The following is a 5014-nucleotide window of genomic DNA, read 5'->3' on the forward strand; positions in this document are numbered from 1 at the left end:
CTTTTCAGCGGGCCTTCTGCCTTCTCACGACGAGTGAGCGGGGTGCATCAAGCGGCCGGCTTTTCGCCGGTGGCTTCGGTGGTGATGCGGATCTTCACTTCATCGCTGACGTTCGGGGCGTAGGCGCCGACGCCGAAATCGCTGCGCTTCAGCGTGGTGGTGGCATCGAAGCCGGCGGCCGGAACCTTGGCCATCGGGTGCTCGCCGCCGCCGTTGACGGTGACGTCCAGGGTGACCGGCTTGGTGATGCCCTTGATGGTCAGGTCGCCGGTGACGGTCAGCTTGTTGGTGCCGGCTGCTTCCACCTTGGTGCTCTTGAAGGTGGCATCGGCGAACTTGGCGGCGTCGAAGAAGTCGGCGCTCTTCAGGTGCTCGTCGAACTTGGCGGTGAAGCTGTTCAGGCCGCTCAGCGGCAGCTTCACTTCCACGGTGGACTTGGTCACGTCTTCGGCGTTGTACACCAGGGTGCCTTCAACGTTGCCGAAGTGCGCGCTGGGGTTGGAGAAGCCGAAGTGGCTCCACTGTGCCAGCACGTCGGTGTGGCTCGGGTCCAGCTTGTAGGTGCCCGAGGCGATCTTGATCGCTTCGGCAGCCGGCGCGGCAGCGGCGGCATCAGCCGCCGGGGCGGCAGCCTGTTCGGTGGTGGCCGGGGCAGCAGCATCCGCGGCCGGGGCAGCGGTGTCGGCCGGCTTGGAGCAGGCGGCGATGGCCAGGGTCAGGGCCAGCGGCAGCAGCAGTTTACGGGTGGCGCTCATCTGAGGAACTCTCCGGATCGTAGGGTGGGTGCAACAGGGGCCGCCAAGGTGACGGCCCGAAACCGATACAGCGACTTACGCGATGCGCGCCGCTTCGTCGAACGACAGGCGCGGCAGACGCGGGAACAGGCCCGCCGGGTCACCGTAACCCAGGTTGACCAGGAAATTCGACTTGATCGAGGTACCGGCGAAGAACGCTTCGTCCACCTTGGCCGCATCGAAGCCGGACATCGGGCCGGCATCCAGGCCCAGCGCGCGCGCAGCCAGGATCAGGTAGGCGCCCTGCAGGCTGCCGTTGCGGATGGCGGCTTCGTGGCGGCCTTCCTGCGGGCCGTCGAACCAGGCCTTGGCATCGGCGTGCGGGAACAGGTACGGCAGCTTCTCGTGGAAGTCCAGATCGAAGCCGATGATGACGGTGACCGGGGCGGCCATGGTCTTGTCATGGTTGCCTTCGGACAGGGCCGGAGCCAGCTTGGCCTTGGCTTCCTTCGAGGTGACGAAGACGAAGCGGGCCGGCGTGGTGTTGGCCGCGGTCGGGCCCCACTTCACCAGGTCGTACAGTTCCTGCAGCAGGCTGGCCGGAACCGGCTTGTCGAGGAAGGCGTTCTGGGTACGGGCAGTGCGGAACAGCTGATCGAGGGCAGCAGCGTCGAGCGCGTGGGACATCGGTGGATCTCCAGGGCGGCGAAGGGAAGTCAGTGCCCGCGGGCGGCGCGGGGCGAATCGACGAGCCGCAGTGTAGAGTGTCGCGACTGTTGCAACACCCAGCAGGGCTGAAACGAATTAATGCCAATGGTGAAACGATCGAGCGCACCCTGGACGGTCACTGACGGCCGCGCGGGCAATGTCCGCCAGGCGGTTGCGCTGGCCTCGGCGCTGCGCCAGGGCACCCATCGGCCGCTGGTCCTGCAGCCGCGCGCACCCTGGCGCTGGCTGTCGCCGCGGCGCCTACCCGGCGATGTGAATGGCTACGGCGAGGCCTTCGCGACGCTGGCCGACGAGGCCCCGGCGCTGGCAATCGGCTGTGGCCGCCAGGCCGCCGGTGCCCTGCGCGTGCTGCGCGCACGCGGCAGCCAGGTGGTGCAGATCCTCGACCCGCGTATCAGTGCCCGCCATTGGGACGTGGTGGTGGTACCCGAACACGACACCCTGCGCGGCAGCAACGTGCTGACCCTGCTCGGCAGCCTCAACCCGGTGGACGACGACTGGCTGGCCTGGGGACGCGCCGCGTTCGCCGGCTTCAGCACCCTGCCCGGCCCGCGCACCGCGCTGCTGGTGGGCGGGCCCACGCCATTGGCGCCGTGGGACGAACCGGCGATGGTGGGCGTGTTCCGCGCCCTGGCCGAGCAGATCCGCAGCGAGGGAGGCAGTCTGCTGGCCACCACTTCGCGGCGCACGCCGCCCGCATTGGCCGAGATCCTGCGTGCGACCTTCGCCGACCTGCCGCACGTGATCTGGGGCGATGGCGGCGACGGAGTGAATCCGTATGGTGGCCTGCTTGGTTGGGCCAACCGCGTGGTGGTCTCGCCGGATTCGGTGAACCTGCTCTCCGAGGCCTGTGCCACGCGCATGCCGGTGAGGGTGGCACTGGCCAATACCGCACAGGGACGGCTGGCACGCTTCCAGCAGCAGCTGCGCGAACGCGGCCGGTTGCAGGAACGCTGGCTGGACTGGCAGTACGACCGCATCGAACCGCTGCGCGAAACCGCGCGGATCGCCGCCGAGGTAAAGCAGCGCCTGGCATCAAGGTAGTGCCGGCCGCTGGCCGGCACCATCTGATCGCCCAGCGATTTTTGAACATCTCGATTGGGCCGCACGGTTAGAGTCCGGTGTTTCCGATCGGACTGAACGCCTCCATGCGCACCCTGCTCCTGCTGCCGCTGGCCCTGCTCGCCGCGTGTTCCACGTCGCCCACCGAACTGGACCCGATCTCCTACCAATGCCAGCAGCAGCTGGATGCGTACCGCGAGCAACCGGCGCTGCGCGATCCGAAGGGCCAGCGCCCGCCGTTGCCGGTGGCACCCATCAGCGACGCCTGCGACCGCGAACTCAAGCGCAAGGGCGTGGACCGCCCGCTGCGCTGACCGGCGTATGATCGGCGCGCGGGCCTGCCCGCCGTTGAAGGTACCGACATGGATCGTTTCTATCGCCTGCCGCGCGCCGCGCTGCTGATCGCCAGCCTGCTGGCGACCGCACCGGCCTGGGCCAACAGCACCGAATGCCGCGAGCGCTACCCCAGCGTGGCCGCACAGGCCGCCATGCTGGATGTGGCCTGGATCACCGCCGAACGCCTCGATGCGCTGCCCGACGTGGACGTGGTGGTGGCCGCGCGCGGTGGCCAGGACCTGAGCCGCTACGGCCTGCGCCACAGCCACCTGGCCTTCCTGCTGCGCGAGGACGACGGCCGCTGGCGCGCGATGCACCTGCTCAACCGCTGCAAGACCGACAGTTCGCAGCTGTACCACGAGGGCCTGGGCAACTTCGTCGGCGAGAGCGGCGGCCATACCGACCTGCGCATCGGCGTGCCCGCCGCGCCGCTGCGCGCGGCACTGCGGGCGATGCTGGTATCGCCCTCGATCCAGCCCAAGGCACTGCACGAAACGAAGTACAACGTGGTGGCCTACCCGTTCGCCACCGACTACCAGAACTCCAACCAGTGGGTGCTGGAAGTGCTGGCCGCGGCGATGGCGCAGAGCGAGGGCGCGCCGGCCATCGTCAAGCGCGAACAGGCGCAGCAGTGGCTGCGCCAGCAGAAGTACCAGCCCAGCGTGCTGCACATCGGCCTGGGCAAGCGCGTGGGTGCGCGCCTGTTCGTGGCCAACGCCACCACCACCGATCATCCGGCCGGCGAACGCATCTCTGGCAACTACTCGGTGGTGACGGTGGAATCGGTGTTCGACTTCCTGCACCAGCGCAGCCAGCTGCAGCAGGAACTGGTGATTCCCCATGTGCCGGTGGCCGGTGCGGCCGCAGCCACCCCGTGAATTTCATCCCCTTTTTCTGGCGACCAGGAGGTCCCATGTTCCGTTGCCTGCGCGTTCCCGCGTCTGCCCTGCTGCTTTCCGCCTTGCTGGTGCCCACCGTCCATGCGGGCGCTGCGCCGCAGTTGAACAGCAGCCAGGCCAGCGTGATCGTGACCTCGTTCGTGGTGCTGTCGCTGCCGATGGCGGCTTCGATGGGCCTGTCCGAACTGTCCAAGGCGCCGTTCAAGGCCAGCGAGCGCAACGGCAAGGCCACCCGCACCAAGGCGGTGCCGTTGCCGCCGATGGAAGTGAAGAAGGTGGAGACCACGCCGGAGGGCGAGCGCCAGGTGCAGCTGCAGGTGCCGGACAAGGCCGACCACACCGCCACCCTGCGCTGGACCGTGCAGCCAGAGGGAGAAAACCCGACGGCCGCCTTCGTGGTGGGCCAGCAGGTGCATTTCGACCCCACCGAGGCCGGCGCAGGCTGGAACGTGAAGAGCGCACAGGGCCAGACCCTGGCTTATGTGCCCACCGCGTACGCTGCCGGCGATGTGATGAGCGAAGCGCTGTAAAACTGAACGACCGGTTTTGGATTTGCCGCGGGCCGGGCGGATAATGGGCGATCCCCTTTATTCCCCTGGCTCGCCATGTCCGTGCGTCCTGCCCCTGTCTTTGCCCCGCTGACCCCGCGCGCCCTGGTGCTGGCGGTGCTGGCGATGGGCGCGGTGGTGCTGCTGTCCAACGTACTGGTGCAGTACCCGATCAATGACTGGCTGACCTGGGGCGCCTTCAGTTATCCGGTCGCGTTCCTGGTCAGCAACCTGATCAATCGTCGCTTCGGCCCGGGCCCGGCCCGCCGCGTAGCATGGATCGGGTTCCTCGTGGCGGTGCTGCTGTCGATCTGGGTGGCGACGCCGCGCATCGCCATTGCCTCGTGCTCTGCGTTCATCGTGGCCCAGCTGCTGGACATCACCGTGTTCGATCGCCTGCGCCGTGGCAGCTGGTGGCGCGCACCGATGGTGGCCACCACCTGCAGTGCGACGGTGGATACCACCATTTTCTGGTCGATCGCGTTTGCCGGTTCGGCCCTGCCGTGGGTGAGCTGGGCCGCCGGCGACCTGGCGGTGAAGCTGGCGATCGGCGTGTGCCTGCTGGCCCCGTTCCGCGCGCTGCTGTGGAAGATGGCGCCGCTACGCGCCACCAGCTGACCGCACTTCTCTGGTGGGTGCCAACCTTGGTTGGCGCGCTGTTGCCGGGTCATGAACGCTGATGGGTTGTGCCAACCAAGGTTGGCAC

The 5014-nt window shown here is 68.1% G+C and carries 7 protein-coding genes; 5 read left to right on the forward strand and 2 right to left on the reverse strand.

The window, feature by feature from the left end; all coding sequences use genetic code 11:
* Positions 1 to 47 precede the first annotated feature (47 nt).
* The gene (locus tag O0J73_RS21505; RefSeq protein ID WP_180880399.1) at positions 48 to 755 is read right to left on the reverse strand and encodes a YceI family protein; all 708 of its coding nucleotides are present in this window, start codon (positions 753 to 755) and stop codon (positions 48 to 50) included.
* Between the two features lie 75 nt (positions 756 to 830).
* Entirely contained in the window at positions 831 to 1421 is a 591-nt protein-coding gene (locus tag O0J73_RS21510) for a malonic semialdehyde reductase (protein WP_053448615.1), read from the reverse strand.
* Between the two features lie 126 nt (positions 1422 to 1547).
* Here O0J73_RS21510 and O0J73_RS21515 point away from each other — a divergent pair, with 126 nt between their 5' ends.
* The 5 genes from O0J73_RS21515 (at position 1548) to O0J73_RS21535 (ending at position 4926) form a co-directional block, all read left to right on the forward strand.
* Complete coding sequence (locus O0J73_RS21515) at positions 1548 to 2507, forward strand: mitochondrial fission ELM1 family protein (protein ID WP_308309599.1); 960 nt, start codon at positions 1548 to 1550, stop codon at positions 2505 to 2507.
* 104 nt (positions 2508 to 2611) lie between these two features.
* Positions 2612 to 2839, forward strand: coding sequence for a hypothetical protein (locus O0J73_RS21520; RefSeq protein WP_049457909.1), 228 nt, complete (start codon positions 2612 to 2614; stop codon positions 2837 to 2839).
* 48 nt (positions 2840 to 2887) lie between these two features.
* Positions 2888 to 3739 (forward strand): DUF2145 domain-containing protein, encoded by an 852-nt coding sequence (locus tag O0J73_RS21525; protein WP_308309600.1) that lies wholly within the window; start codon positions 2888 to 2890, stop codon positions 3737 to 3739.
* Between the two features lie 35 nt (positions 3740 to 3774).
* Positions 3775 to 4290 (forward strand): hypothetical protein, encoded by a 516-nt coding sequence (locus O0J73_RS21530; RefSeq protein ID WP_197565056.1) that lies wholly within the window; start codon positions 3775 to 3777, stop codon positions 4288 to 4290.
* A 75-nt stretch (positions 4291 to 4365) separates the two neighbouring features.
* The gene (locus tag O0J73_RS21535) at positions 4366 to 4926 is read left to right on the forward strand and encodes a queuosine precursor transporter (protein WP_049412252.1); all 561 of its coding nucleotides are present in this window, start codon (positions 4366 to 4368) and stop codon (positions 4924 to 4926) included.
* The last annotated feature ends 88 nt before the right edge of the window (positions 4927 to 5014 follow it).

It is taken from the genome of Stenotrophomonas sp. Sm6012 (assembly GCF_030985895.1).
GTDB lineage: Bacteria > Pseudomonadota > Gammaproteobacteria > Xanthomonadales > Xanthomonadaceae > Stenotrophomonas > Stenotrophomonas forensis.

Excerpts from the sequence above, each read along its gene's own strand:
- O0J73_RS21520 (WP_049457909.1), top strand. The coding sequence starts at position 2,612 with ATGCGCACCCTGCTCCTGCTGCCGCTGGCCCTGCTCGCCGCGTGTTCC.
- O0J73_RS21505 (WP_180880399.1), bottom strand. The coding sequence starts at position 755 with ATGAGCGCCACCCGTAAACTGCTGCTGCCGCTGGCCCTGACCCTGGCC.
- O0J73_RS21525 (WP_308309600.1), top strand. The coding sequence starts at position 2,888 with ATGGATCGTTTCTATCGCCTGCCGCGCGCCGCGCTGCTGATCGCCAGC.
- O0J73_RS21530 (WP_197565056.1), top strand. The coding sequence starts at position 3,775 with ATGTTCCGTTGCCTGCGCGTTCCCGCGTCTGCCCTGCTGCTTTCCGCC.
- O0J73_RS21510 (WP_053448615.1), bottom strand. The coding sequence starts at position 1,421 with ATGTCCCACGCGCTCGACGCTGCTGCCCTCGATCAGCTGTTCCGCACT.
- O0J73_RS21535 (WP_049412252.1), top strand. The coding sequence starts at position 4,366 with ATGTCCGTGCGTCCTGCCCCTGTCTTTGCCCCGCTGACCCCGCGCGCC.
- O0J73_RS21515 (WP_308309599.1), top strand. The coding sequence starts at position 1,548 with ATGGTGAAACGATCGAGCGCACCCTGGACGGTCACTGACGGCCGCGCG.